The sequence below is a fragment of the Hydrogenophaga bisanensis genome (assembly GCF_042665135.1).
GTDB classification, from domain to species: domain Bacteria; phylum Pseudomonadota; class Gammaproteobacteria; order Burkholderiales; family Burkholderiaceae_C; genus Hydrogenophaga; species Hydrogenophaga bisanensis.
The window spans coordinates 40,869-64,987 of record NZ_JBHTBX010000003.1; the positions used below are offsets into that span (position 1 = coordinate 40,869).

At 65.5% G+C, this 24,119-nt stretch carries 21 protein-coding genes and 1 tRNA gene; 11 read left to right on the forward strand and 11 right to left on the reverse strand.

Annotation, left to right across the window (positions count from 1 at the left end; all coding sequences use genetic code 11):
* Positions 1–90 precede the first annotated feature (90 nt).
* From ACFQNJ_RS05560 to ACFQNJ_RS05570, 3 genes are all read left to right on the forward strand, one after another.
* Positions 91–747, forward strand: a complete 657-nt coding sequence (locus ACFQNJ_RS05560) for a hypothetical protein (RefSeq protein ID WP_382254725.1) — start codon at positions 91–93, stop codon at positions 745–747.
* A 69-nt stretch (positions 748–816) separates the two neighbouring features.
* Positions 817–892, forward strand: a tRNA-Lys gene (locus ACFQNJ_RS05565).
* Between the two features lie 136 nt (positions 893–1,028).
* A complete protein-coding gene (locus tag ACFQNJ_RS05570; protein ID WP_382254726.1) occupies positions 1,029–3,302 on the forward strand; it encodes a penicillin-binding protein 1A in 2,274 nt (757 codons plus the stop codon).
* A 50-nt stretch (positions 3,303–3,352) separates the two neighbouring features.
* On the opposite strand, the gene ACFQNJ_RS05575 is transcribed toward ACFQNJ_RS05570, so the two are convergent.
* From ACFQNJ_RS05575 to ACFQNJ_RS05590, 4 genes are read right to left on the reverse strand one after another with little or no spacing between them, the layout of a single operon-like run.
* Positions 3,353–4,372, reverse strand: coding sequence for a TRAP transporter substrate-binding protein (locus ACFQNJ_RS05575; protein ID WP_374642074.1), 1,020 nt, complete (start codon positions 4,370–4,372; stop codon positions 3,353–3,355).
* A gap of 56 nt (positions 4,373–4,428) precedes the next feature.
* On the reverse strand, positions 4,429–5,706 hold the full coding sequence (locus ACFQNJ_RS05580) for a TRAP transporter large permease (protein WP_382254729.1): 1,278 nt from the start codon (positions 5,704–5,706) through the stop codon (positions 4,429–4,431).
* Complete coding sequence (locus tag ACFQNJ_RS05585) at positions 5,703–6,191, reverse strand: TRAP transporter small permease (protein WP_382254732.1); 489 nt, start codon at positions 6,189–6,191, stop codon at positions 5,703–5,705. The genes ACFQNJ_RS05580 and ACFQNJ_RS05585 overlap by 4 nt, the downstream gene beginning before the upstream one ends.
* Before the next feature lies 1 nt (position 6,192).
* Positions 6,193–6,723, reverse strand: coding sequence for a gluconokinase (locus ACFQNJ_RS05590; RefSeq protein ID WP_382254735.1), 531 nt, complete (start codon positions 6,721–6,723; stop codon positions 6,193–6,195).
* Positions 6,724–6,893: 170 nt separating this feature from the next.
* Here ACFQNJ_RS05590 and gntR point away from each other — a divergent pair, with 170 nt between their 5' ends.
* Positions 6,894–7,925, forward strand: a complete 1,032-nt coding sequence (gene gntR, locus ACFQNJ_RS05595; protein WP_382254737.1) for an HTH-type transcriptional regulator GntR — start codon at positions 6,894–6,896, stop codon at positions 7,923–7,925.
* Between the two features lie 27 nt (positions 7,926–7,952).
* On the opposite strand, the gene ACFQNJ_RS05600 is transcribed toward gntR, so the two are convergent.
* The 4 genes from ACFQNJ_RS05600 to ACFQNJ_RS05615 form a co-directional block, all read right to left on the reverse strand.
* Positions 7,953–8,933 carry an NAD(P)H-dependent flavin oxidoreductase gene (locus tag ACFQNJ_RS05600; protein ID WP_382254740.1) on the reverse strand — a complete coding sequence of 327 codons (981 nt, stop codon included), beginning with the start codon at positions 8,931–8,933 and terminating at the stop codon, positions 7,953–7,955.
* Between the two features lie 31 nt (positions 8,934–8,964).
* The gene (locus tag ACFQNJ_RS05605) at positions 8,965–10,755 is read right to left on the reverse strand and encodes an acyl-CoA dehydrogenase (protein WP_382254743.1); all 1,791 of its coding nucleotides are present in this window, start codon (positions 10,753–10,755) and stop codon (positions 8,965–8,967) included.
* Positions 10,756–10,835: 80 nt separating this feature from the next.
* A complete protein-coding gene (locus tag ACFQNJ_RS05610; protein WP_382254745.1) occupies positions 10,836–11,777 on the reverse strand; it encodes an electron transfer flavoprotein subunit alpha/FixB family protein in 942 nt (313 codons plus the stop codon).
* 37 nt (positions 11,778–11,814) lie between these two features.
* A complete protein-coding gene (locus tag ACFQNJ_RS05615) occupies positions 11,815–12,564 on the reverse strand; it encodes an electron transfer flavoprotein subunit beta/FixA family protein (RefSeq protein WP_382254748.1) in 750 nt (249 codons plus the stop codon).
* A gap of 381 nt (positions 12,565–12,945) precedes the next feature.
* On the opposite strand from ACFQNJ_RS05615, the gene ACFQNJ_RS05620 reads away from it, so the two are divergent.
* From ACFQNJ_RS05620 to ACFQNJ_RS05630, 3 genes are all read left to right on the forward strand, one after another.
* Complete coding sequence (locus ACFQNJ_RS05620) at positions 12,946–13,962, forward strand: TRAP transporter substrate-binding protein (protein WP_382254751.1); 1,017 nt, start codon at positions 12,946–12,948, stop codon at positions 13,960–13,962.
* 96 nt (positions 13,963–14,058) lie between these two features.
* A complete protein-coding gene (locus ACFQNJ_RS05625; protein WP_382254754.1) occupies positions 14,059–14,568 on the forward strand; it encodes a TRAP transporter small permease in 510 nt (169 codons plus the stop codon).
* Positions 14,565–15,857: a TRAP transporter large permease gene (locus tag ACFQNJ_RS05630; RefSeq protein ID WP_382254756.1), complete on the forward strand. Its 1,293-nt coding sequence runs from the start codon at positions 14,565–14,567 to the stop codon at positions 15,855–15,857. The genes ACFQNJ_RS05625 and ACFQNJ_RS05630 overlap by 4 nt, the downstream gene beginning before the upstream one ends.
* 8 nt (positions 15,858–15,865) lie before the next feature.
* On the opposite strand, the gene ACFQNJ_RS05635 is transcribed toward ACFQNJ_RS05630, so the two are convergent.
* The 3 genes from ACFQNJ_RS05635 to ACFQNJ_RS05645 all read right to left on the reverse strand — a co-directional run bounded on the left by ACFQNJ_RS05635 (position 15,866) and on the right by ACFQNJ_RS05645 (position 19,009).
* A complete protein-coding gene (locus ACFQNJ_RS05635; RefSeq protein ID WP_382254758.1) occupies positions 15,866–17,146 on the reverse strand; it encodes a mechanosensitive ion channel family protein in 1,281 nt (426 codons plus the stop codon).
* Positions 17,147–17,209: 63 nt separating this feature from the next.
* Positions 17,210–18,010 carry an enoyl-CoA hydratase gene (locus ACFQNJ_RS05640; protein WP_382254761.1) on the reverse strand — a complete coding sequence of 267 codons (801 nt, stop codon included), beginning with the start codon at positions 18,008–18,010 and terminating at the stop codon, positions 17,210–17,212.
* Positions 18,011–18,055: 45 nt separating this feature from the next.
* On the reverse strand, positions 18,056–19,009 hold the full coding sequence (locus ACFQNJ_RS05645) for a histone deacetylase family protein (protein WP_382254763.1): 954 nt from the start codon (positions 19,007–19,009) through the stop codon (positions 18,056–18,058).
* 26 nt (positions 19,010–19,035) lie between these two features.
* Between ACFQNJ_RS05645 and ACFQNJ_RS05650 the strand changes: the two genes are divergently transcribed.
* Genes ACFQNJ_RS05650 through mltB form a run of 4 tightly spaced genes read left to right on the forward strand, consistent with a single transcriptional unit; the run spans position 19,036 to position 24,069 of the window.
* Positions 19,036–19,956, forward strand: coding sequence for an AAA family ATPase (locus ACFQNJ_RS05650; protein ID WP_374640557.1), 921 nt, complete (start codon positions 19,036–19,038; stop codon positions 19,954–19,956).
* Entirely contained in the window at positions 19,956–21,002 is a 1,047-nt protein-coding gene (locus ACFQNJ_RS05655; RefSeq protein ID WP_382254766.1) for a DUF58 domain-containing protein, read from the forward strand. The genes ACFQNJ_RS05650 and ACFQNJ_RS05655 overlap by 1 nt, the downstream gene beginning before the upstream one ends.
* Entirely contained in the window at positions 20,996–23,020 is a 2,025-nt protein-coding gene (locus tag ACFQNJ_RS05660; RefSeq protein ID WP_382254769.1) for a transglutaminase TgpA family protein, read from the forward strand. The genes ACFQNJ_RS05655 and ACFQNJ_RS05660 overlap by 7 nt, the downstream gene beginning before the upstream one ends.
* Positions 23,017–24,069 carry a lytic murein transglycosylase B gene (mltB, locus tag ACFQNJ_RS05665; RefSeq protein WP_382254772.1) on the forward strand — a complete coding sequence of 351 codons (1,053 nt, stop codon included), beginning with the start codon at positions 23,017–23,019 and terminating at the stop codon, positions 24,067–24,069. Before ACFQNJ_RS05660 ends, mltB begins: the two co-directional genes overlap by 4 nt.
* The last annotated feature ends 50 nt before the right edge of the window (positions 24,070–24,119 follow it).

The window sequence follows — 24,119 nt, forward strand, 5'->3', positions numbered from 1 at the left end:
GACAGTAGCGAAAGCGTAGATTTTTAAGCCACCGTACAAGAAGCTCGTCCGAGTGATGAACGCGGCCCACCATTCACTGAAGGAGACATCATGGCCATTGCTTCGATTCGATCGATCCTGTACCTGACTTCCACCGCAGCGCTGTTGTCATCGTTGGGCTGCGCCAGTACCACACCACCAGTTGCCGAGCAGATGGAGCCGGTGGTCCCAGGCACGGTCACGACCTTTCACAGGAAGAGCTCTGGCAGCCTGGGAGTCTTTGACGGCCAGGTGGTCTGGGATCACAACCTCACCACCTGGGAGGGCAAGCCGGTGCTGGCGGCCAAGGCAAGATCTGGCGGTGGAAATCTCTTTGACAGAGCAACCCATGGCATGCTGGCCGTCACCGGTCCCGACGGCAGCCCCGTCACCACGTTTGATCCGCCCGTCGACTACCAATGGCCGGTGGCCGTCGGCAAGACCTGGACCTCTTCGCACACCGTCACCCAGCTTCCTTCCGGCCGGCAATCCCGTCTGGAGATCCAATGGAAGGTCGAAGCCTATGAAGATGTGACGGTGCCGGCAGGCACCTTCAAGGCCTACCGGATCACATGGAGCAACCAGCTCGGGGAGGTGGAAACCCGTTGGTTTAGTCCGTCGGCCGGGCTGTCCACCATCAAGCGGCAGGTACAGCGCCCCGCCTCGCACCCGCAGGGAGCTGGCGTCCTGGAGGGACAGCTTCTGTCGGTCGTGAAGCCCAAGCCCTGAGCGTCCACCCCGATTGAGCCACCGGCAGGCATCGATGGCTCGCCTGAAGATGCTATAATTTCAGCTTCCGGGTTCTTAGCTCAGTTGGTAGAGCAGCGGACTCTTAATCCGTAGGTCGTAGGTTCGAATCCTACAGGACCCACCAAATGCAGGCCTGCCGTTGAAAGACGGCGGGCCTTTTGCATGGCGACCCGGTGTCGGCACCCAGTTCGCCTGCGCTGTTCACATGTGGTTACAGGGGAGCTCACGCGCTTCACGCGAGCCCCGGATAATTCAAGGCCATGGTCATTCCTTCGCGCGCGGCCGGCTTTGTCCTGAGCCTGTCCCTGCTTGCCCCCCTTGCGACGGCCCCGGCCCATGCCGGCACCTTCGATCTCCCACCGATCGACCGCATCGTCCACTACCAGCCCAAGCTGCCATTACAGGTGCTGACCGCCGATGGTCACGACATCGCACAGTTTGGCACCGAACGGCGAGAGTACGTGCCGCTGGCCCGCATGCCCAGACAGCTGCAGGATGCCGTGCTGGCGGTGGAGGACGCCCGCTTTCGCGAGCACAGCGGCGTCGACCCCAAGGGCATGGCGCGCGCCGTGGTCGCGGCCCTAACAGGGGGACGGCGCCAGGGAGCGTCCACCATCACGCAGCAGTTGGTCCGGACCATGCTGCTGACCCGCGAGTTCAGCGTCGAGCGCAAGGCCAAGGAAATCCTGCTGGCCTTGAAAGTGGAGCAGGAGCTCTCCAAGGACCGCATCCTGGAGATCTACATGAACGAGATCTTCCTGGGACAGCGGGCCTACGGCTTCGCTGCAGCCGCGCAGACCTACTTCGGCAAACCCCTGGACAAACTCAGCCTGGCCGAAAACGCGATGCTGGCCGGACTGCCGCAGAACCCCTACTACGCCAACCCCGTGGCCAACCTGGAGCGCGCCATCCAGCGCCAGCGGGTGGTGCTGCAGCGCATGCACACCGTGGGTGTGATCGACGACGCCCAGCTGGCGGCCGCCCGCGCCCAGAAGATCGTGCTGAAGCCGGCCAGCCAGCGCTTCGTGCCCGCCGCGCATGTCGCCGAAATGGCCCGTCGTGCCGTGGTTGACCGATTTGGCACCGAAGCCTATTCCGCCGGCATCCGCGTGCATACGTCTCTCAAGGCGGCCGATCAGCGCGCGGCCCATGAGGCCGTTCAGAAAGGCGTACTCGCCCAGGACCGCCGCAATCCCTGGCGTGGACCCGAAGATCAGGAAGAACTGCCCAAGGGCGATGGCCCGGGGCTCGAAGCCGCCGCCGCGGAAGCCCTGAAGGCACACCGTGACGACGAAACGCTGCCGGTGGCTATCGTGCTCTCGGCCTCCACCACCGAGGTCCGAGCCCAGCTGGCCAGCGGTGAACGCGTCAGCATCAAGGGTCATGGGCTGAAATGGGCGGCTGCCGGCCTGTCGGCCAAGGCGGCACCTGAGTTGCGTATCCGTCGCGGGTCCATCCTGCGGCTGGCTCGGGAAGGCACCAACTGGAGCATCTCCCAGTGGCCCGAGGCCGAAGCGGCGCTGGTGGCGTTGGACACCCAAACTGGCCGGGTGCGTGCGCTGGTAGGGGGTTTCGATTTCGGCCGCCAGCCGTTCAACCACGTGACGCAAAGCTGGCGCCAACCCGGGTCGGCCATCAAACCCCTGCTCTACTCGGCAGCGTTGGAGCAACGGGTGATGCCCGGCACGCTGGTGGATGACCTCCCGCTGACGGCCATCAACGGATGGAGCCCATCCAACAGCCAGGGTCCCGGAACGGGCGCGATTACGGTGCGCGAGGCGCTCACCCGCTCCAGCAACCTGGTCAGTGTGCGCGTGCTGCAACACGCCGGTACCCAGCGTTCACGCGACTGGCTCACCCGGTTCGGTCTGGAGGCCCAACGACAGCCAGACAACCTGACCCTGGCCTTGGGGACCGGCCTCGTCACGCCAATGCAGATGGCCCGCGCCTATGCCACGCTGGCCAACGGCGGCTGGTCGGTGGACCCGGTGGTGATCGAGAAGATCACGGACGCCCAGGGCAAGGTACTGTTCGAGGCACCACCACCATCACCGCTGACCGAGGAGCGGCGGGCAATACCGGCCCGCAACGCTTGGCTGGTCAACAGCATGCTCAACGACGTGACGCGCAGCGGGACCGCCGCTCGCGCCCAGGCACTGCTCAAGCGGTCCGACGTGTTCGGCAAGACAGGCACCACCGACGACGTCGTGGACGCGTGGTTTGCAGGGCACCACCCCAGCGTGGCGGCGGTGGTGTGGATGGGTCATGACAAGCCCCGAAGCCTGGGCGACCACGAGTCGGGCGGCCGGCTGGCGCTCCCGATCTGGATCGACTATATGCAGGCGGCTCTCAAGGGTGTGCCTTCGGCGCCCCTGACCGAAGCCCCTGCCGGCCTGAGCGCGCAGGGCAACGACTGGATCTACAGCGAATGGGTGCAGGGCGGCGCGGTGGCCAGCATCACCGAGGCCAGCGGCACCGTGTACGCGGGACCGCCGTCCTTTCTTGACACGCTGCGGGAGATCTTCCGACCCTGAGGCACACAGGCAGTGGGCAATCCGTTGGCGCCCGCTGCCTGCAGAGGCGGTCACTTGCCGGCGCGCACCTTGGCCACTTCGGCCTGCACGTCCTTCCACAGACCTTCACCCACGTTGGCCGAAATGCTGGCGTTGATGGCCCCCAGCTTCTCGCGCATGCGGTTGGCTTCGGCCGGGCTGAGTTCGTTGACCTGCATGCCCTTGGCCTTGAGGTCCGCCAGCGCCTTGGCTGCTTCGGCGCGGGTGTCCTGACGCTCGAAATCGCGGCTCTTCCTCGCGGCATCCATCAGGATCTTCTGCTCGTCCTTGGACAGGCCGTCCCACCACTTCTTGCTCACGGTCACGATCCAGGGGCTGTACACGTGGTTCGTGACGGTCAGGTACTTCTGAACCTCGTAGAACTTGCTCGACAGAATGGTGTTGTAGGGGTTCTCCTGGCCATCGACCGTCTTGGTCTCCAGTGCGGTGAACAGTTCCGAGAAGGGCAGCGGCACCGCGTTGGCACCGAGCGTCTTGAAGCTGTCGATGAAGACGTTGTTCTGCATCACGCGCAGCTTGATGCCGTTGAGGTCCTCCAGCTTGGCCACGGGCTGCTTGTTGTTGGTCAGGTTGCGGAAACCGTTCTCCCAGTACACCAGCCCCACCAGGCCTTTTTCCTGCAGCTTGTCCATCACCTTCTGGCCCACCGGGCCATCCAGCACCGCATCAGCCTCCTGCACGTTGTTGAACAGGAACGGGGTGTCCCAGATGGCCATCTCCTTGGTGATGCCCACCAGGGTGGCGGTCGAGCCCACCATCATCTCCTGCGCACCACCGATCAGGGCTTGCTGCATCTGGACGTCCGAGCCCAGCGCAGCGGCGCCGATCGCACGCACCTTCATCTTGCCGCCGGAGGCCTTCTCGACCTCCTGTGCAAAGAGCTTGACCGCCCGCCCCTGGTTGGACTGCTCGTTCAGTCCGTAGCCAAAGCGGATCATGCGCGGCTTGATGTCCTGCGCGAAGCTGGCGAACGGCGCGGCAAGGGCAGCCGCAGCGGTGGCGGCAATCAAGGTGCGACGGAAGATGGACATGGATATCTCCTTGGAATGAACGGGGCTGCACCCCGGGGAACGAAACCGGATGAGGTTCAGAACATCAGCTTGAGCGGTCCCAGCACGATGGACGGAAACACGATGAGCAGGGCCAGCATGGCGACATAGACCGCCAGGAAGGGCAGGACACCCTTGATGACAGGCTCCATGCGAAGGCGCCCCACGCCAGCCACCACGTTGAGCACGGTGCCCACCGGCGGCGTGAGCAAGCCCAGGCAGCCGACGAAAATGAACACGAAGCCGAAATAGACCGGGTCGATGCCAGCCTTGGCAGCCAGCGGCGCCAGCACGGGCGCCAGGATCAGAATGGTGGGCGTCAGGTCCATCACCATGCCGACGGCCAGCAGGAACACGCAGACCACGGCCATGAACAGAATGGGGCTCTGCAGCAGGGGTCCCATGCTCTCGGCCAACTGGCTGGGCAGATCGGCGAGCGTGACCATGTAGGACGCCGCCGTGGCTGCGCCACAGAGGAACATGACCACCCCGGTGGTGCGTGCGGCATCCACCAGCACCCGGTAGAGGCGCTGGGCATTGAGCTCCCGGTACACCAGCGTGGCCACCAGCAGGGCATAGACCGCGGCCACCACGGCCGCCTCGGTGGGCGTGAAGATGCCGAACCGCAAGCCACCGATGATGATCACCGGCAGCATCAGGGCCCACACGCTCGCCGCCAGCTGTTGCCGGCGTTCGCTCCAGCTGCTCTTGTCGGCCACCGGCAGCTGGACCTTGCGCGCAATCCCGCGCCACACCAGCACCAGCGACACTGCCATCAGGATGCCCGGTACGATGCCCGCCAGGAACAGCTTGCTGATGGACGTGTTGGTGGTGACGCCGTAGATGACCATGGGCATGGACGGCGGCACGATGGGCGCGATGATGCCGCCCGAGGCAATCAGGCCGGCGCTTGAACCATCGGGGTAGTTCTGCTTGCGCATCATGGGCAGCAGCAGCGTGGCCAGGGCGGCGGTGTCGGCGATGGCCGATCCGCTCATGGAGGCCAGCATCAGCGACGCGGCAATGGCCACATAGCCCAGTCCACCTGGAATATGGCCGACCATGGAACGGGCCAGGTCGATGATGCGCCGGCTAAGGCCGCCTGCGTTCATCAGCTCGCCGGCCAGGATGAAGAAGGGCACGGCCAGCAGCGGGAAACTGTCAAAGCCTGCCTGCACGTTCTGCGCCAGCAACTGGGCATCGAAAAAGTCCAGATGCACCATCAGGGCCAGGGCCGTGAGCATCAGCGCAAAGGCGATCGGTACCCCGACCGTCATGGCCGCAAAGAGCACCATAAGAAAGAGCGCCACGGTCATGCTGCGTCTCCTTCGGCGGGCGCTTGACCGCGCCAGTCAGCCCAGGCCTGCAGGACCAACAACACCGCCATGCTCACGCCCATGACCAGCACACCACCCGCCGCCAGGGCCAGCGGGTAGTTCATCACCGGACTGCGGCTGTCCATCCCTACCACCGCCTGCGCCCATGCCCCGGTGATCAGGTAATAGAGCGCCAATGCGATGAGCACACGACTGAGCCAACGCAGCAAGGCTGCCCGCCAGCCCACCAGACGAGCCGTCACCAGGTCAAAGCCCAGATGCTTGTCTTCGCCAAAGGCCAGTGTGGCCGCCAGACAGACCAGCCACACGAACAACAGGCGCGAGAGCTCCTCGGACACGACCCAGCCGGTGCCCCAGACATAGCGAAGCACCACGTTGCCGAAGACCGCCAGCACCATGCCCACCAGGCACAGCGCCATCAAACCTTCCACCAGGTGTCTCAGTGCGGTTCCCAACCACTTCATGTCAGTTCTCCTGCTCGGCGTCCGCGGTGGATACGGCCAGCCAGCGCGTGGCAGCATCGATCAGGACCGGCAGCGGCTGTGATGCGTCCAGCCGCAGCACGCCGTGCTCGCCCACCGGAGACTCCAGCGTGGCGAACTGGCTGTCCACCAGCGCGGTGTTGAAGAAATGCGCCGATCGCGCAGCCACGCGTTCGCGTGCCTGCTCCGGCGTGATGTCCAGAAAGACAAAGCGCAACCCCGGCGAGGCCGCACGCAAGCGGTCCCGGTAGGACTGGCGCAAGGCCGAACAGGTCAGCACCATGCCCCCTGGTCGACGCGCCAGCAACGCACCCAGCGTGACCAGCCACCCTGCCCGATCCGCATCCGTCAGGGCAATGCCCTGCCGCATCTTGTCGCGGTTGGACTGGCTGTGGTGATCGTCGCCCTCGATGAGCTCGAAATACAGCCGTTGGGCCAGCGCAGCCCCCAGGCTGGACTTTCCGCATCCGGCCACGCCCATGACGACCAGCGAGAATGAGGTGTCGTTTGTCATTGTTGAGATAGCGCTATCTTTGCGGATCCGAAAAAGGCGGCCATGGATGGTCGCCTTCTCTGTTGATGGCTGCCCGACCGCCCCTGCATCGGGTCTGCAAGGCTGGACGGGTCATCAAGATAGCGCTATCTTAACGCCTGAGACTCATCCAACCCTCCGTACTAACCCTGATGACCCGTTCCACCCCTTCTCATCGGTCCCGTGCCACCGGCCGTGTGACCCTGGCCGATGTCGCATCGCTGGCTGGCGTCAGCCCGATCACCGTCTCCCGAGCGCTCAGGGGCGAGAAGACCGTGGACCCCATCCTGGTGCAACGGGTGAAAGACGCCGCCGCCCAACTGCGCTACGTGCCCGATCCGGCTGCGCGTGCGCTTGCCTCACGCCACAGTTCTCACGTGGCGATCCTGATTCCCATGCTGTCCAACGCACTGTTCGTGGACCTTCTGGAGGCCGTGCAGCGAACCTTGCGCCCCGCAGGCTACCAGACACTCATCGGCATCACGCACTACAACGCCGACGAGGAGGAACAACTGCTGCGCGAACAGTTGCTGCACCGGCCTTCCGGCCTGCTGATGACCGGGCTCGACCAGAACGCAGCGACCCGGGAGCTGATGGCCCTCAGCGGCATCCCGTGCGTGCACCTGATGGAGCTGTCCGACCACCCAGGCCAGTACAGCGTGGGGTTCTCCCAACGGGATGCGGGTGAGGCGATCACCCGCCACCTGCTGGACCGCGGGCGTCGCCGCATCGCGTTTGCGGCCGCCCAGCTGGACCCGCGTACCCTGCAACGGGCCGAAGGCTATCGCCGATGCCTCCAGGCGGCAGGTGTCTACGACCCTGCACTGGAGTTCATGAGTACACAGCCCTCTTCCATGGCGCTGGGTGGCGAGTTGTTCGGGCAACTGCTGCAACGCCATCCCGATTGCGACGCGGTGTTCTTCTGCAACGACGACCTGGCCCAGGGTGGGCTGCTGGCCGCGTTGCGATTGAAGATCGAGGTGCCCACCCGGATCGCGGTGGCCGGCTTCAACGACCTCTCAGGCAGCGACCAGATGCTGCCGCCGCTGACCACGGTGGCCACCCCCCGTCAGGCCATTGGTGAAAACGCTGCAAAAATGTTGCTGGATTTGATGCAGGGTGGCAGTCCAGCTCACCACTGCATCGATCTGGGTTTCACGCTACGGGTACGGCAGAGCACTTGAACAGCCGACTCGTGCAGCCGCCACGCATCAACCTGCGCAGATGCGTGCCTTGGCCTCGGCGTATTCACGCTTGAACCGCGCCACCAGATCGGCGGCAGGCAACACTTCGCGGATGGCACCAATGCCCTGACCACAGCCCCAGATGTCGCGCCAGGCCTTGGCGGCATTGGCGCCTTCGCCGGTGCTGAAGTTCATCTTGCTGGGATCGCTCTGCGGCAGGTTGTCCGGGTCCATGCCGGCGTTGCGGATGCTACCCTTGAGGTAGTTGCCGTGCACACCGGTGTAGAAGTTGCTGTAGACGATGTCGTCCGAGTTGCTTTCGCAGATCATCTGCTTGTAGCCCTCGACGGCACGGGCTTCGTCGGTCGCAATGAAGGCCGAACCGATGTAGGCGAAGTCGGCGCCCATGGCCTGGGCAGCGAGGATGGCGCCACCCGACGAGATGGAGCCCGACAGGGCCACCGGACCGTCGAACCACTCGCGGATTTCCTGAATCATCGCGAATGGGCTCTTGACGCTGGCATGACCGCCGGCGCCGGCAGCCACCGGGATCAGACCGTCGGCGCCCTTCTCGATGGCCTTGTGGGCGAACACGTTGTTGATCACGTCGTGCATGACCACACCGCCCCAGCTGTGCACCGCCTGGTTGACGTCTTCACGCGCGCCCAGGCTGGTGATGATGATGGGCACCTTGTACTTGGCGCACAGCTGCAGATCCTGCTCCAGGCGATCGTTGCTCTTGTGCACGATCTGGTTGATGGCAAACGGCGCGGCCTTGTTGTCCGGATGGGCCTTGTTGTGGGCGTCCAGCGCCTCGGTGATCTCGGCCAGCCATTCGTCGAGTTGCGAGGCCGGGCGCGCGTTGAGCGCCGGCATGGAACCCACGACCCCCGCCTTGCACTGGGCAATGACCAGCTTGGGGTTGCTGATGATGAACAGGGGCGAACCGATCACCGGAAACGGCAGGTTCTGCAGCACCGGGGGCAGGTAGCGTTGGCGTTGGGTCATGGGGTCTCCAGAAGGCTGTCGGTGATGGATGTCAGAAGGCCTCGGCCGGCAGGGCCGTCACGGCCTCGGCACCTTCCACGATCGCGTCGCGCACGCCCGGTGCGCGGCTGAGGATGTGGTCGGCGTAGAAACGCGCGGTCGTGATCTTGGCCTGCATGAAGGGCACATTCTGTCCCTTGGCGGACAGCTCCTCGGCCACCAGCAGCGCACGGGCCAGCTGCCAGCCCGCCATCAGGTTGCCGGCCAGCATCAGGTAGGGCACGCTGCCGGCAAAAGCGGCGTTCGGGTTGCTCTTGGTGTTGGCGGCGATGAACTCCACCACATCCACAAAGGCCTGGCGGGCGGCGCCCAGACGCTTGGCCACGGCCAGCGCGTTGACGCTGCCCCGGGTCTTGAGCTCGGCCTCGGTCTTCTCGATCTGGGCGGCAATCGCCTTGGCGCTCTGGCCGCCGTCTCGGGCGGTCTTGCGGCCGACCAGGTCGTTGGCCTGGATGGCGGTCGTGCCTTCGTAGATGGTCAGGATCTTGGCGTCGCGGTAGTACTGGGCCGCACCGGTTTCCTCGATGAAGCCCATGCCGCCATGCACCTGCACGCCCAGGCTGGTGATCTCCAGGCTCATCTCGGTGCTGTAGCCCTTGACCAGCGGCACCAGGAATTCGTAGAAGGTGGCGTTCTGCTTGCGCACCTCGGCATCGGGGTGGTGATGGGCAGCGTCGTAGGCGGCCGCGGCCACGCTGGCCATGGCGCGGCAGCCTTCGGTGGCAGCGCGCATGGTCATGAGCATGCGCTTGACATCGGCGTGGTGGATGATGGGCGCGGCGGTGGTGAAGCTGCCGTCTACCGGGCGGCTCTGCACGCGATCCTTGGCGTAGCCGACGGCCTTCTGGTAGGCGCGCTCGGAGATCGCAATGCCCTGCACACCCACGGCATAGCGCGCGGCGTTCATCATGATGAACATGTACTCCAGACCGCGGTTTTCCTCGCCCACCAGGTAGCCCACGGCGCCGCCGTGGTCGCCGTACTGCAGCACGGCGGTGGGCGAAGCCTTGATGCCCATCTTGTGCTCGATGGAGACGCAGTGCACGTCGTTGCGCGCACCCAAGCTGCCGTCGGCGTTGACCATGAACTTGGGCACGACGAAAAGGCTGATGCCCTTGACCCCCTCGGGGGCGCCGGTCACGCGGGCCAGCACGAGGTGGACGATGTTCTCGGCCATGTCGTGCTCACCGTAGGTGATGAAGATCTTGGTGCCGAACACCTTGTAGGTGCCGTCGGGCTGCGGCTCGGCGCGGCTGCGCACGGCGGCCAGGTCGGAGCCGGCCTGCGGCTCGGTCAGGTTCATGGTGCCGGTCCACTGGCCGCTGATGAGCTTTTCCAGGTAGGTGGCCTTGAGCTCGTCACTGGCCGCGGTCAGCAGCGCCTCGATGGCGCCGTCGGTCAGCAGCGGGCACAGCGCAAAGCTCATGTTGGCGCTGTTGAGAATCTCGCCGCAGGCCGCGCCAATGGTCTTGGGCAGGCCCTGGCCGCCGAAGTCCACCGGGTGCTGCAGGCCCTGCCAGCCACCTTCGGCGTACTGCTTGTAGGCGTCCCTGAAACCCGGCGTGGTCGTGACCTTGCCGTCGTGGAACGAAGACGGGTACTTGTCGCCTTCCCAGTTGAGCGGAGCGATCACGCCTTCGTTGAGCTTGGCGCACTCCTCGAGCACCGCCTGCGCGGTTTCCAGACCGGCGTCTTCAAAGCCGGGCAGCTGCGACACCTGGTCGATGCGCGCCAGGTGTTCGATGTTGAACAGCATGTCCTTGAGGGGGGCGGTGTAGCTCATTGGGGTCTCCAGAGGCGTCTTTGGGGAGGTACAGATACAAGAAGGGCATCGCGAACGATGCCCTTGGAGTGCGCAGTGGCTTACAGCTTGGACACCAGTTCCGGCACGGCCGCGAACAGGTCGGCTTCCAGGCCGTAGTCGGCCACGGAGAAGATCGGGGCCTCGGGGTCCTTGTTGATCGCCACGATCACCTTGGAGTCCTTCATGCCCGCCAGGTGCTGGATGGCGCCGGAGATGCCGGCGGCGATGTACAGCTGCGGCGCCACGATCTTGCCGGTCTGGCCGACCTGCAGGTCGTTGGGCGCGTAACCGGCGTCCACCGCGGCGCGGCTGGCACCGATGGCCGCGCCCAGCTTGTCGGCCAGCGGTGTCATCACTTCGTTGAACTTCTCACTGCTGCCCAGGGCCCGGCCACCGGAGACGATGATCTTGGCGGCGGTCAGCTCGGGACGGTCGCTCTTGGCGATCTCGCTGCCCACGTAGGCGCTCTTGCCGTTGCCCGAGGCGGCGGCCACGGTTTCCACGGCGGCCGAGCCGCCCTGCCCTGCCGCGTCAAAGCCGGTGGTGCGCACGGTGATCACCTTGGTGGCATCCTGGCTCTGCACGGTAGCAATGGCGTTGCCGGCGTAGATCGGGCGCTCGAAGGTGTCGGCACTGATCACCTTGGTGATGTCGCTGATCTGGGCAACATCGAGCTTGGCAGCCACACGCGGGGCGACGTTCTTGCCGCTGGCGGTGGCGGGGAAGAGGATGTGGCTGTAGCCCGAGGCAATGGCCAGCACCTGGGCGGCCACGTTTTCGGCCAGACCGTGGGCAAAGCCCTCGGCGTCGGCGTGGATCACCTTGGCCACGCCAGCGATCTGGGCGGCGGCGGCGGCAGCAGCGCCGGCGTTGTGGCCGGCCACCAGCACGTGCACTTCACCACCGCAGGCAGCGGCGGCAGTGACGGTGTTGAGCGTGGCGCCCTTGATGGAAGCGTTGTCGTGTTCGGCCACAACAAGAATGTTCGCGAGTGCGGTCATGACGTGAATTCCTTGATCAGTGTTGGGGGCGCGGCGGTCAGATCACCTTGGCTTCGTTCTTGAGCTTGTCGACCAGGGCGGCGACATCGGGCACCTTCACACCCGCGCCGCGCTTGGCCGGCTCGGCCACCTTCAGGGTCTTCAGTCGCGGGCTCACGTCCACACCCAGGTCCTCGGGCTTGACGGTCTCCAGCGGCTTCTTCTTGGCCTTCATGATGTTGGGCAGCGTCACGTAGCGCGGCTCGTTCAGGCGCAGGTCGGTGGTCACCACGGCGGGCAGCGTCACTTCCAGCGTCTCCAGGCCGCCGTCGACTTCGCGGGTCACCTTGGCCTTGTCACCGGCGACTTCCACCTTGGAAGCGAAGGTGGCCTGCGGCAGGTCGGCCAGGGCGGCGAGCATCTGGCCGGTCTGGTTGGCGTCGTCGTCGATGGCCTGCTTGCCCAGGATCACCAGGCCCGGCTGCTCCTTGTCCACCAGGGCCTTGAGCAGCTTGGCCACGGCCAGGGGCTGCAGTTCGACATCGGTCTCGACCAGGATGGCGCGATCAGCACCGATGGCCATGGCCGTGCGCAGGGTCTCCTGGCACTGGGCCACGCCGCAGGAGACGGCGATCACCTCGGTGGCGGCGCCCTTCTCCTTGAGGCGAACCGCCTCTTCGACGGCAATCTCGTCGAACGGGTTCATGCTCATCTTGACGTTGGCAATGTCCACGCCCGTGCCGTCACTCTTGACACGCACCTTGACGTTGTAGTCCACCACGCGCTTGACGGGGACGATGACCTTCATGTTCGGCTGCTCCTGCAAAGGGTTGGAAAACGGAAAACCGAGGGCACGTCAATTGACGTGCACGTCAATTCGGATTGTATGTGTCTGCCCGGCGCACCGATCGTTCAACCTTGCGAAATGGTCAGATGCAAAAATCGAACGGTCGTGCTTTTTTGTGATTATAGAGGAAGCGTACAGCGGGCGGCATGCACAGCGATGCGGACTCTGCCGCCCGGGCGACAAAGGCAGGGATTTCCCTATTCGCCAACCGATTGGTCGGTTAATTCGGGTAAGTCAGTACACGGTTTCCGAGGGTATTCGCCTATAGTCAATCAGGGCTATTTGATTATCTTGTGTAACCATCAATTCCGTCACCCGCCCTGACCGACAAGGAGACAACCCATGGCTTTTCGCCCCGCCCTCACCGCCGCTTTGACAGCCGGCCTGCTCGCCACCGGCGCAGCCTCTGCACAGACGGTGTTCACCACCTCCAGCTGGGTGCCGCCCACCCACACGCTGACCACCGCCCAGGGCGCCTGGTGCAGCCTGCTGGAGAAAGAAAGTGCCGGCCGCATGAAGTGCAACGCCTTGCCCAAGGCGGTCACCGCAGCGCCCGGTACCTTCGATGCGGTGCGAGACGGCCTGGTGGACATCTCTTTCACGGTCGACGGCTACACCCCCGGACGGTTCATCAACACGCAGGTGGCCGAATTCCCCTTCCTGGGTGACAGCGCGGTGCCCACCTCGGTGGCCTACCAGCGCATCTACAGCAAGTACTTTGCCCCCCTGGGCGAGCATCGCGGCGTGAAGGTCCTCGGCGTGTTCACCCATGGCCCCGGCATCATCTTCAACAGCAAGAAGCCCGTGCTGACGGCCGAAGATGCGGCCTCCCTCAAATTCCGGATCGGCGGTGGCAACATCAATGAACTGTCCAAGCTCATGGGCTGGAACACCACCCTCAAGGCCGCGCCGGAATCCTTTGAACTGCTGTCCACTGGCGTCATGGACGGTACCTTCTTCCCGGACGAGTCGGTGGCCTCCTTCAAGCTGAGCATGATCAAGCACGCCACCACCTTTCCGGGCGGCCTGTACAACACCAGCTTCGTCTTCATGATGAACCCGGCCAAGTACAACGCACTGTCGGCACAGGACAAGGCTGTCGTCGACAAGATCTCGGGCGAAACCGCGGCGCGCATCTTCGGTGAAGGCTGGGACAAGGTGGACGCCGCCTCGCGCGATGGCGCCCAGAAGGCCCAGGGCGTCCAGCGTGTGCAGGCATCGCCCGCGTTCATCGATGCGGTCAAGGCCAAGCAGCAGCAACTGGAAGACAAGTGGGCCGCTGCCGCCGAGGCCAAGGGTCTGAAGAACGCGAAGGGTGTGCTCGCCGAGTTCCGGGCCGAGATCGCCAAGGCCAAGTAAGTTTCACGCGGGTGTCCTGCAGGACACTGCCCATGGCCGGCGGCCACCGTCACCCACGGACCGCCGGCCTTTCTGTACCCACGCCTACCCCATAAGATGCTCAAGACGCTCGAACGGCTGCTGAACTGGTCCTCCGGACTGATGGCAGCCATGGCCCTGTTTGCCATCATGTGGCTGACGCTCATTGACGTGAGCGGTCGCAAGTTTCTCAACAATTCGGTGCCTGGCGGCCTGGAGATGACCGAGATCCTGATGGTCATCGTCATTTTCGGCGCCTTGCCACTGGTGTCGTGGCGCAGCGAGCACGTCGTTTTTGACACACTCGATGCGTTCATTCCAGACTGGCTCAAAGGTCTGCAGGCCCGGGTGGTGCACCTGACCTGTGCGGGAGCCTTTGCGATGATGGCCTGGCTCATGACCACCCGCGCCGAGCGCTTTGCCGAGTACGGGGACATCACGGTCCACCTTCAACTGCCCCTCTCGCCGGTGGCCTGGCTGATGTCGGGGCTGCTGCTGCTGACCGCTCTGGTCCACCTGGTGTTTGTGGCCGTCCCGCCGGTCGCTGCCGCGCACGGCGGCCCTGCGCGCGAAGGAGAGCCTTCATGACCGAAGCGGTTCTGGGCTTCCTGGGCGTCTTCCTGCTGGCTTTCCTGCGCGTGCCGCTGGCGATCGCGATGTCGATTGCCGGCATCGTGGGTCTCGGTCTGATGCGTGGCTGGCCCGCGGCTTACGCCAGCACGAGTCAGGTGATCTTCGAGACCGGCTTTCACTACGTGCTGTCGGTCATCCCGCTGTTCGTGCTGATGGGCAACTTCGTGGCGCGAGCCGGTATGGCGCGCGAGCTGTTCACGGCCGCCAATGCCTTCGTCGGTCACCGCCGTGGTGGTCTGGCCATGGCCAGCATCATTGCCTCCGGCGGCTTCGGCTCCATCTGCGGCTCCTCGATCGCCACCGCCGCCACCATGTCCCGCGTGGCCTATCCGCAGATGATGGCCCACGGCTACAAGGCCACACTCGCCACCGGCGCTATCGCCTCCGGCGGGACACTGGGCATCCTGATCCCGCCGTCCACCATTCTGGTCATCTACGGCATCATCACCGAGACCGATATCGGCAAGCTGTTCATTGCCGGCATCCTGCCCGGCATCGTGGCCATCGTCTGCCTGTGCCTGGCTGTGGTCTTTGTGACCTGGCGCGACCCGGCCGCCGGTCCACCGGCCGAGCGATTCACCTGGGCACAGCGGCTGGCCGCGATCCGTGGCATCTGGGGTGTGGCGCTGCTGTTTGCGCTGGTCATCGGCGGCATTTACGGTGGCGTGTTCACCGCCACCGAGGGCGCGGGTGTGGGCGCGGCCGGCGCCTTCCTGTTCGCGCTGCTGCGCGGAACGCTGACCCCCCGGGTGCTGATGGACATCCTGCTGGAGAGCACCCGCACCACGGCGATGCTGTTCACCATCCTGATCGGCGCGATGATCTTCACGAGCTTCATCAACTTCACCACGATGCCGGGCGACCTGAAGGATTTCATCCTCCAGTTCAGCCCGAACCCGATCATGGTCGTCGTGATGATGATGGGGATATACCTGCTGCTGGGCATGGTGATGGAAGAACTGGCCATCGTGCTACTGACCATCCCGGTTTTCTTCCCGGTGATCATGGGCCTGGGCTATGACCCGATCTGGTTCGGCATCCTGATCGTGACGGTGGTGGAGATCGGCATGATCTCGCCGCCCGTGGGCCTGAACCTGTTCGTGCTCAACTCGCTGCTGCCGGACGTCAAGCTGTCCACGCTGTATCGTGGCGTCTGGCCGTTTGTCGTGGCCGATGTGGTGCGCCTGGGCATCCTGATCGCTGTGCCGGGTATCGCCCTGATCCTGCCCAGACTGATGGGGTAACAGCCGCGTCAGTGTGAAGGCGGGATCATGTGCACCACCCGCTGCGGATACGGGATCTCGATCCTGTGTTCGCGCAGCGACCGGAGGATGGCCAGATTGATCTCCGAACGGATGTTGAGCTGGCCATTTTCCGGGTCGGCAATCCAGAAGCCGACGGTGAACTCCAGGCCATCGGCCCCAAACGCCGACAAGGCGGCAGACGGCCCCGGGTCCTTGAGCACCCGCGGCTGCGCGGCGGCCGCTTCGATCAACAGCTGGCGCACCAGATCCACATCGGTGTCGTAGGCCACCGACACCACCGTCGACAGCCAGACGCGCGGGTCGGCCAGGGACAGGTTCTCCACCCGGTTGGTGATCAGGATCTCGTTGGGAACGATCGACTCCCGGCCCGCCGGTGAGCGGATCAGGGTGTAGCGAGCGGTGATGTCGGTGATGCGTCCTTCGAAGTTGTCCACCCGCACGTTGTCGCCAATGCGCATGCTGCGCTCGGCCAGGATCACGAAGCCGCTGACGTAGTTGGCCGCCAGCTTTTGCAGACCGAAGCCGATGCCCACGCCGATGGCTCCACCGAGCACCGACAGGGCGGTCAGGTCGATGCCCACCGCTGTCATGGCCATCATGAAACCCACGAACATCAGCAGGGCACGGGTAGCGTTGCTGATCGCCTTGCGCAAGGACAACTGGCTGCCGACTGCCGAGCGCAGCAGGCGGGCCTCGATGGCCGAGGAGATCCACAGGGCCACGATCAGCACCGCACCCGCAGTCAGTGCGCCTTCGATCAGGGTGCGCAGGGAAATGGTCGAGCCGCCGATCTTCCATTTCAGATCGTCCATTTCAGCCAGCAGCACCGGCAGCAAGCCCGACACCCAGAGCACCACCGACAGCCAGGCCACCCAGCTGATGCTGCGTTCCAGCACCCGCACCCAAGGCGCGGCGCCCATGGCCACCTGCAGCACCTTCACGCCGACCCGGATGACGGCCAGCGACATCAGCACGGGGATTGCCACCTTGAACAGCACCACAGGGCCCAGGTACACCGCCAGGGTTCGAGCCAGGTAGCCCAGCGCCAGCAGCAGGAGCGGGAACAGGGCTCCGTCGAGCAGGCGGTCACCAAAAAGAACGGACTTCTGACCCTCGTCCCTGGCCACGGCACGGCGCACCAGCCAGCTCAGCCCCCAGGCCAGGGCCACGCAGGCGGCGAGCAACAGACCTTCGACAAGGACGCTGGGTTGAAGAAAGTTCTGGGCCCACAGGCCCAGGTCATCGATCGGACGGGGATTGGTGCTCACAGGCAAGGACGTGCGTTCAAAAACGGAGAGGAATCAGACCAGGTACGACCGCGAGGGTCGTCCTCAGTTCCGCCAGGCCGGCGTCCTCTTTTCGATGAAAGCCTGCACGCCCTCCTGTGCCACCGGGTGCATCATGTTGCAGGCCATGGTCTGCCCTGCCAGCTGGTAGGCCGATTCAAGGCCCGTTTCGCGCTGGCGGTAGAACAGCTCCTTGCCCATGGCAATGGCCTCACGCGGCTTGGCCAGAATGGCCGACACGAGCGATGCGACCTCGTCGTCCAGTCCATCGGCAGCCACCACCCGGTTGACCAGGCCACGGACACGGGCCTCATCGGCCGTGATGAATTCGCCGGTCAGCAGCATCTCCATGGCCTGCTTGGGGCCCATGTTGCGCGACAGGGGCACACTGGGCGTGGCGCAGAACAGGCCCACGTCGATGCCGTTGACCCCGAAACGCGCCGCATCGACGGAGACCGCCAGATCGCACTGGGCCACCAGCTGGCAACCGGCCGCCGTGGCCAGGCCCTGGACTCGGGCAATCACCGGCACCGGCGAGCGCTGGATGCTCAGCATCATCTTCGAGCAGCGGCCGAAGAGGTCGCGGTAGAAGTCGGCCTCGGGCGTGGCCCGCATTTCCTTGAGATCGTGTCCGGCGCAGAACGCCTTGCCGTTGGCCGCGAGGACCACCACCCGCGCACCGGGGTCGGCCCCCACCTGGTCCAGTGCCGACTGCAGGGCATCGAGCATGGCCAGCGACAGGGCGTTGAAGCTGCGCGGGCTGTTGAGCGTGATGGTGTGCACCCCACGGTCGTCGCGCTGGTGCAGAAGGATGGGGTCCTGGGTGGGAGTGGCGGGCGTGTTCATGCCCACCATTGTGCCCAAGAAGTGCCCAAGAACCCCCTCGTGCGATCAAAGTCCGGCCAGGGCCCGGATGTGCGCCTCGACGCTGCGCGAAAGCGAACTGAGGTCGTAGCCGCCCTCCAGGCAGCTGACGATGCGGCCCTTGGCATGGCGGCGGGCGATGTCCACCAGCCGGTCGGTGATCCAGACGTAGTCGGACTCGACCAGTCCCAGCTGCCCCATGTCGTCCTCACGGTGGCCATCGAAGCCGGCACTGATGAAGATCATCTGGGGCTTGTGTGCCTCCAGCCGGGGCAGCCACATCATGTCGACCAGCTCGCGAATATCCATACCGCGGGTGTAGGCCGGCACCGGCAGGTTCACCAGGTTGGGCGCGCTGGAATGGTCCCAGGGCGGGTAGAACGGGTGCTGGTAGAAGCTGCACATGAGAATCCGCTCATCACCGGCCACGATGTCCTCGGTGCCGTTGCCGTGGTGGACATCGAAGTCGACGATGGCCACCCGCTTGAGCCCGTGCCGCTCCAGGGCGTACTTCGCGGCCACCGCGACGTTGTTGACGAAGCAGAAACCCATGGCCTGGTTGCGCGTGGCGTGATGTCCGGGCGGGCGCACCGCACAGAACGCATTGGCCAGTTCGCCGGCCATCACGGCATCGGTCGCATCGATCGCCGCGCCGGCGGCCATCAGGATGGCATCCCAGGAGTGCACATTGATCGAGGTATCGGGATCGACCTGGGCATGGGTGGGGCCGCCTGCCGCGATCTCGTCGCGCAGGTTGTCCGAGAGGCCGCGCAGGGCCGCCAGGTGCATGCGTCCATGGGCCAGTTCCAGATCGGCCAGGGCCGCTGCCGTCGCTTCGCGGCGGTCAAGCACATCGCCAAGGCCCGTGGCCCGCAGGCGGTCTTCGATCGCGTCCAGCCGTGCCGGGCATTCGGGGTGGCCGGCGCCCATTTCATGACGCCAGCATTCCTTGTGGGTGAAATATCCGGTGGCCTGTCCCATGGCGGTTTTGCGGTATGGTTGCCGGCATGCACGCCGACTCAAAAATTCAAGCACTGCTGAACCAGCTTAACACGGTCATCGTTGGAAAACAGCCCCAGGTGGCCGATGCCGTGGCCTGCCTGCTGGCGGGCGGACACCTGCTCATCGAAGACGTCCCGGGAGTGGGCAAGACCACATTGGCGCACGCCCTGGCCACCTCCTTCGGACTGGAATTCTCGCGGGTTCAGTTCACGGCCGACCTGATGCCCGGCGATCTGGTGGGCATTTCGGTCTATGAACGCGGGCGCGAGACCTTCGTGTTTCACCCGGGTCCCGTGTTTTCGCAGGTGCTGCTGGCCGACGAGATCAACCGTGCCAGCCCCAAGACCCAGAGCGCCTTGCTGGAAGCCATGGAAGAAAAGCAGGTGACCGTGGAAGGAGAAACCCGCGCCCTGCCCGAGCCCTTCTTCGTCATTGCCACCCAGAACCCCCAGGATCAGCTGGGTACCTTCCCCTTGCCGGAGTCCCAGCTGGACCGCTTTCACATGCGGCTGTCGCTGGGCTATCCCGACCGGTCGGCCGAACGGGAGCTGCTCAAGGGATCAGACCGCCGGGACATGCTGGAGCGCCTGAAGCCGGTGCTGGGTCTTGATGACCTGCGGCGACTGCAGGCGGCCGTGGCGGCGGTGCACACCGCCGATGCGGTGCTCGACTATCTCCAGGACCTGATCCAGGCCACCCGCTCGGGGCGCTGGTTCGTGCAGGGCCTGTCGCCACGCGCGGCCTTGGCGGTGGTCCGTGCGGCCAAAGCTCAGGCCTACCTCAAAGGGCGCGACTACGTGGCCCCCGATGACATCGCCGATGTGCTGCCGCAGACGGTCTCGCACCGCCTGGTCCCTGTGGCCGATGCCGGGCGGGGATCCGCCGAGCAGGTGCGCGCCATGCTCGACGCCATTCCCCTGCCCTGATGAAGCTGACAGCCCACCTGCCATGGCGCCAACGGTCCGAGGGCGCGGTGCCGGGTGTCTCGTCCGGCGGACCGCTGACCCGGGGCCGGCGTGCCCTGCGCCGGTGGTTTCACAGCCGCCTGCCACGCACCGACACCCTGGCGCTGACGCACCGCAACGTCTATATCCTGCCCACGCGCCCCGGCTGGATGCTGGGCCTGACGCTGCTGCTCCTGCTGGTGGCCAGCATCAACTACCAGCTGAATCTGGGCTATCTGCTGACCTTCCTGCTGGCGGGCAGCGCGGTGGTGGGCATGCACATCTGCCACGGCAATCTTCGCGGGTTGTCGCTGCACCTGACACCGCCCGCACCTGTGCACGCTGGGGACGCTGCGCGTCTGGACATCCGGCTGGCCAACACCAGCCGCCAGGCCCGCTACGGCATTGCGCTGACGGTCACGGACATCGGCGACGACACTGCCCACCTGACCTGGACGGATGTGCCCGCCCAGTCCGGGGCCGAAGTGCACACGGCGTGGCAGGTCACCCGCCGGGGTTGGCATGACTTGCCTGCCCTCTCCGCCAGCACCCTGTTTCCCCTGGGCACCTTCCGTGTCTGGACCGTCTGGCGACCGGCATCTCGCCTGCTGGCCTACCCCAAGGCCGAATTGCATCCCCCGCCATTGCCTGCCGGTGAGCCGCAACCCGGCCATGCTGGCGCATCGGTCGTGCGCAGCTCGGGGGAATTCGACGGGGTCAGGGCCTACCGGCGCGGTGATCCGCTGCGGTCCGTGGTCTGGAAGAAAGCCGCGCAGAGCTTTGCCGCAGGACGGGACGACCTGGTCAGCCGGGACGCCAGCAGTTCGCAACGATCCCTGCTGTGGCTGGACTATGCCACCTGCGGTGCCCCGGACCCCGAAAGCCGCCTCTCGCGGCTGACCGCATGGGTACTGCAGGCGGATCGGCTTGATCTGGTGTTCGGCCTGAGACTGCCCGGGCGCGAGATTCCCCCGGATTCCGGCCCCAGCCACCGCGCACGCTGCCTGGAGGCGCTGGCCCTATGCTGAACCTCGCTGCCTGGCGATCCGGCTCCCTGCCGCGCGACACACGCGACACCCTGTTCCTGCTGGCCGTGGTCGGCTGGGTCCTGCTGATGCAGGTGGGTCACATTCCGGTCTGGTGCGCGGCCATGGCGGTGGCCGTGCTGGGCTGGCGCGCGCACATCACCCTGCAGGGTCGCCCCCTGCCCGCCTGGCCCTGGCGGCTGACCTTGCTGGCGATCACGCTGGCGGCCACCTGGATGACGTACCGCACCCTGCTTGGTCGCGACGCCGGTGTGACCCTGATCGTGGTGCTGCTGGCGCTCAAGACGCTGGAAATGCGCGCCCGGCGCGATGCCTTTGTGGTGTTCTTTCTGGCGTTCTTCACGCTGCTGACGCATTTCTTCTATTCGCAGTCCCTGCTGACCGCCGCAGGCATTCTGCTGGCCCTGCTGGGACTGCTCACCGCGTTGGTCAATGCCCACATGCCCGTGGGGCACCCTCCCCTTCGGCAATCGGCGTGGATCGCCGGCCGCATGGCACTCCTGGGGGCCCCGGTCATGCTGGTGCTGTTCATGCTGTTCCCGCGCATGGCGCCGCTGTGGGGAACGCCGTCCGATGCCATGACGGGGCGCACGGGTCTGTCGGGCGAGATGCAGGTGGGCCAAGTGGCCCGACTGGCCGCCGATGACGGCATCGCCATGCGGGTGCGCTTCGACGGAGAGATTCCACCGATGCGGGATCTGTACTTCCGCGGCCCGGTGCTCAGCGACTTCGATGGTGTTCGATGGCGCCCCCTGCGTTCGGGCTTTCCCGCCAGCATGGAGATCCAGGCCGAACTGCAACCCTTGGGCCAGCCGGTGGACTACGAAATCACCATGGAGCCGAGCTTTCAGCCCTGGCTGGTGATGCTGGAAGCGGCGGTCGAGCCGCCGGAACTGCCCAGAGGCCGCGCCTTCATGACGCCCGATCTGCAATGGATGAGCACACGCCCGGTCACTGACCTGATGCGCTTTCGGGGCCGCAGCCACCTGGCCTTCCGCCATGGACCCCGGCAGTCCACGGTCGCCCTCCAGGATTTCACCGAGCTGCCGGGTGGATTCAACCCCCGGACGCTGGCCTTGGCGCAGAGCCTGCGCCAGCAATATGGTGCCGGTCCGGCGGTCGCCCCCCGGCTGGTGGAAGCGGTTCTGGAGCGTCTGCGCACCGGCGGTTACTCCTACACCATCGACCCCGGTGTTTACGGACGCGATACCGCCGACGAATTCTGGTTTGACCGCAAGGAAGGCTTTTGCGAGCACATCGCCAGCAGCTTCGTGATCCTGATGCGTGCCATGGACATTCCCGCGCGCGTCGTCACGGGGTATCAGGGCGGCGAGCTCAACGCCATGGACAACTACTGGGTGGTGCGCCAGCGCGACGCCCACGCCTGGGCTGAGGTGTGGCTGGCCGGCGAAGGCTGGGTCCGTGTGGATCCGACTGGTGCGGTCATGCCCACCCGCCTGGGCAGCCTGACCCGGCTGGCGGCACCAGAGGGCCTTTTGGCCGATACGTTCCGAAACCTGAATCCGACCCTGGCCAGGCAGCTGCGGGATGCCTGGGAAGCCATCAACAACCGGTGGAACCAGTGGGTGCTGAACTACACCCAGGGACGCCAGCTGGACCTGTTGCGCCACCTGGGTTTTGATTCCCCGAGCTGGCGGGACCTTTTGCTGGCACTGGCGCTGGTGGTCGGCACGGCTGGATTGGCGGGCGCCCTGTGGATGCTGTGGGAGCGGCAACAGCATGATCCCTGGCTTAGGCTGCTGGATCGGGCGCGACGGCAACTGGAGCAGCAAGGCCTTCCGGCCGTGACCCGCCCCACGCCCCGCGAACTGGCCCGGCAGACGCAACAACACTGGGGTGACACGGCACGGGCTCGGGCCATCCGGGACTGGCTGCTGCGACTGGAAGCGCAACGCTATTCGGCCGCTCCAGGCGCCTCGCTGGCTACACTCCGTCGGGAGTTCAGGCAGATCCCCTGGACACAGACCACCAAGACATGATCGCTTTCCTACGCCTGAGCCTGTGCGCCATGTTGCTGCTGCCAGGTGCAGCGACCCTGGCGCGGGCACCCTCGCCGCCCGTGACCGAGGGCGCCACCTACGACCAGCATCCCGCTGCCATGGCGTTTGCCACCGACCTCGCCGAGCGCCGCCATCTGGACCCATCGTGGGTGCGGGCACAGATTGGTCAGGCCCGCCGACTGGATCGGGCCATCAGGCTGGTGATGCCACCCCCCAAGGGACAACCGAAGAACTGGGCCGCGTACCGGGCCCGATTCATCGAACCCCGACGTCTGCAGGCCGGGCTTCGTTTCTGGCAGACCCACCGCGAGGCGCTGGACAAGGCCGAGGCCACTTACGGCGTGCCCGCCAGCCTCATCGTGGGGGTGATCGGCGTCGAAACCCTGTACGGCGAGCACCTGGGCAACTTCCGGGTGCTCGACACCCTCGTGACCCTGGCCTTCGACTTTCCGGCGGCGCACCCCAGGGCGGAGGCCCGCGCCGCGTTCTTCCGGGATGAACTCGAGCAGTTCCTGAGCCTGACCCATCGCGCAGGCATCGAACCCGCCAGCCTGCGGGGCAGCTACGCCGGCGCCATGGGCTGGCCCCAGTTCATGCCCAGCAGCTGGGTGCGGTACGCCATCGACTTCGACGGCGACGGAAGGGTCGACCTGTTCGACTCACCCGTCGACGTGATCGGCTCGGTGGCGCACTATTTCCAGCGATTTGGCTGGCAGCCGGGCATGCCCACCCACTACCCCGTGCGGATTGACCCTGGCAGCGCCGACATGGAGGCTTTGCTGGCCCCGGACATCCTGCCGAGCTTCAGTCCCGACAGTTTCGAGGCCAAGGGGGCGCGACTGGATGCGAATGCGCGGCACCACCCCGGCAAGCTCGCGCTGGTGGAACTGGAAAACGGCAGCGCCCCGAGGAGCTATGTGGCCGGCACTGAGAACTTCTATGTCGTCACCCGGTACAACTGGAGCAGTTACTACGCCATGGCGGTGATCGAACTCGGCGCCGCCATCGAGGCGATGCTCAAGCCCTGATTGACCGACGGATACCTTCCCCGACATCGATCATCTGGAAGACAATAGAA